A 2,729-nucleotide genomic window follows, 5' to 3' on the forward strand; every position below is an offset into this window, starting at 1 on the left:
GCCTCGCCCGGCCGCACGCGCAGGCCGCCGCCGACCATCGCCGCCATCGAGGCCGAATGATGCGGGGCGCGGAACGGTCGCCGGTCGGTCAGCTTGCCTTCGCCGAGCTCGCCGGCGACCGAGGCGATCATCGAAACTTCGAGCAATTCCCTGGGCGCCAGCGGCGGCAGGATCGACGGCAGCCGCTGCGCCAGCATCGATTTTCCCGACCCCGGCGGTCCGACCATCAACAGGTTGTGGCCGCCGGCGGCGGCCACTTCCAACGCCCGCTTGGCGGTCTCCTGGCCCTTGATGTCGGCCAGATCAGGCAGATCACGCGCCGAGACATGGATGCCGGCCTCCGGCCGCGACAGAACCTGCGTGCCGCGAAAATGATTGGCGATGGCGATCAGGCTGCGCGGCGCCAGAATGTCGAAATCCTTGCCGGCCCAGGCCGCTTCCGGCCCGCAGGCGAAAGGGCAGATCAGACCCTTGCCTTCGGCATTGGCACCGATCGCCGCCGGCAATGCGCCGGCCACCGCGGCGATGGTGCCGTCGAGCGACAGCTCGCCAAGCACGACATAGCCGGCCAGCATGTCGCCCGGAATGGCGCCAAGCGCCGCCATCAGGCCGAGCGCGATCGGCAGGTCGTAATGGCTGCCCTCCTTGGGCAGGTCGGCCGGCGCCAGATTGACCGTGACCTTCTTCGACGGCATCGAAAGGCCTGACGCATGCAGGGCCGCCTGCACCCGCTCGCGGCTTTCGGCCACCGCCTTGTCGGCGAGGCCGACGATGTGCATGTTGACCTTGCCCGGTGCGATCATCACCTGCACGTCGACCGGCACGGCCTCGATACCCTGGAAAGCGACCGTGCGGACCCGCGCAACCATTTTTTCACCCCGGATGCAGGCTTGCCCCAAGCCTCTGCGATCATGCCGCGAACGGCTTCACCGCAGACAACCACAGATTTACTGTCAAGGCAAGAACATTAGGGGAACAACCAAACACCACGGCTGCAAGGAAGTTGCGTCAGGGTTGCTGGTTCGAAACGCCACGCGCTTCTTTGAAGGCTACTTGCGCTTGTCCTCAACCGCGTCCCAGAACAGGCTGCCGATGTCGGCGCCGCCGAAGCGCTGCACCTCGCGCACGCCGGTCGGCGACGTCACGTTGATCTCTGTCATGTAGTCGCCGATGACGTCGATGCCGACGAGGATAAAACCGCGCTCTTTCAGCGACGGGCCGATGCGGGCGCAGATCTCGCGCTCGCGCGCCGTCAGTTCGGTCTTTTCGGCTCGGCCGCCGACATGCATGTTGGAGCGTGAATCATGCTCGGCCGGCACCCGGTTGATGGCGCCGACCGGCTCGCCGTCGATCAGGATGATGCGCTTGTCGCCGGCGCGCACCTCCTTGAGATAGCGCTGTACGATGTAAGGCTCGCGGAACATCTGCCCGAACATCTCGAGAAGCGAGGCGAGATTGCGGTCGGCCTCGTGCAGGTGGAAGATGCCGGCACCGCCATTGCCGTAGAGCGGCTTGACGATGATGTCGCCGAACTCCTTGCGGAAGGCGGCAACCTCCAGCGGGTCCTTGGTGATCAGCGTTTCCGGCATCAGGTCGGGAAATTCGGTGACGAAGATCTTTTCGGGGCTGTTGCGCACCCAGGCCGGGTCGTTGACCACCAGCGTCTTGGGATGGATACGCTCGAGTATGTGCGTCGTGGTGATGTAGTTCATATCGAAGGGCGGATCCTGCCTGAGCAGGACGACGTCCATCTCCGACAGGTCGGTGCGGACTTCTTCGCCGAGCGAATAGTGATTGCCCTTCTCGTCGCGGATTTGCATTGCCTCGATGCGGGCAAACACCTTGCCGCCGCGCAGCGACAGCCGGTCGGGCGTATAGTGGAACAGCTGGTGCCCGCGGCGCTGCGCTTCCAGCGACAGCGCAAAAGACGTGTCGCCGGCGATCGAGACGGTGGAGATGTGATCCATCTGGACGGCGATTTTCAATTTCATGGCGGCTCTCCGGCGCACTTGGAGCGACGTGCGTCCATTTGGACGCACAAACTACGCTCCAACACTTTGAATCTATCCATCGTGCTTTCCGAAAATCGATTCCGTTTTTCGAGCCGATGCATCGACCACAGCGATATATGGAACTCGGCGCCTTCTGCCAATCGGTAGAGTTTGCTGCAGGGCTACGCTTTGCTTGGTGCAGCGCTTTAGCGGTCGAAGACCAGCCTGGAATAACCCAGGAAGGAAAGCGACATGGCGACCAGCGAGGCGACGGCAAGCGCCGCCAGCGGCGGCGCGGACGGAAGTGCGAAGAGGATGGCGCAATAGGCAAGGTAATTAACGATGCTGGTGGCGACGCCGACGCTGCCATAGCGCGCGCCTTCCCGTGCAATGCCGCGAACTGACGGCGAGAAGGTCAGGTGGCGGTTGATCGCCCAGGTGACGGACAACGCGAAGCCGATCGAGACGACACGCGCGAGAAAGGGTCCAAGCGGCGTGAAGGTCAGCAGAAGCCACAGCGCCGCCGCGTCGGCGACGAAACCGATGCCGCCGGCAAAGATGAAACGGACGAGGCGTTTCACAGCCTAGGCCGCCCGGGGGGTCTTATCCGGTTCGGGCTTCAAGGCGCCGAGCGCGGTTGCGCGTTCGCGTTCGACCTGGCCGGAAGGCATCGACAGATAGAAAATGCGCTTCTGCTCGGCCCGGCCGCGTGATACCGAATCGAGGATCAGCCCGGTC

At 64.0% G+C, this 2,729-nt stretch carries 3 protein-coding genes; all 3 read right to left on the reverse strand.

What is annotated here, in order from left to right; all coding sequences use genetic code 11:
* On the reverse strand, positions 1-869 hold an 869-nt coding region (locus tag E5W87_RS34680; RefSeq protein ID WP_292408250.1), incomplete at its 3' end, for an ATP-binding protein.
* A gap of 180 nt (positions 870-1,049) precedes the next feature.
* The gene (gshB, locus tag E5W87_RS34685; protein ID WP_292408253.1) at positions 1,050-1,991 is read right to left on the reverse strand and encodes a glutathione synthase; all 942 of its coding nucleotides are present in this window, start codon (positions 1,989-1,991) and stop codon (positions 1,050-1,052) included.
* 206 nt (positions 1,992-2,197) lie between these two features.
* Positions 2,198-2,572 carry a GtrA family protein gene (locus E5W87_RS34690; protein WP_292408256.1) on the reverse strand — a complete coding sequence of 125 codons (375 nt, stop codon included), beginning with the start codon at positions 2,570-2,572 and terminating at the stop codon, positions 2,198-2,200.
* Between the last annotated feature and the right edge of the window lie 157 nt (positions 2,573-2,729).

This window comes from Mesorhizobium sp., assembly GCF_004962925.1.
GTDB lineage: Bacteria > Pseudomonadota > Alphaproteobacteria > Rhizobiales > Rhizobiaceae > Mesorhizobium.

What these genes read in the sequence shown, in the direction of transcription:
- gshB (WP_292408253.1), bottom strand. Translation starts at nt 1,991, where the DNA reads ATGAAATTGAAAATCGCCGTCCAGATGGATCACATCTCCACCGTCTCG.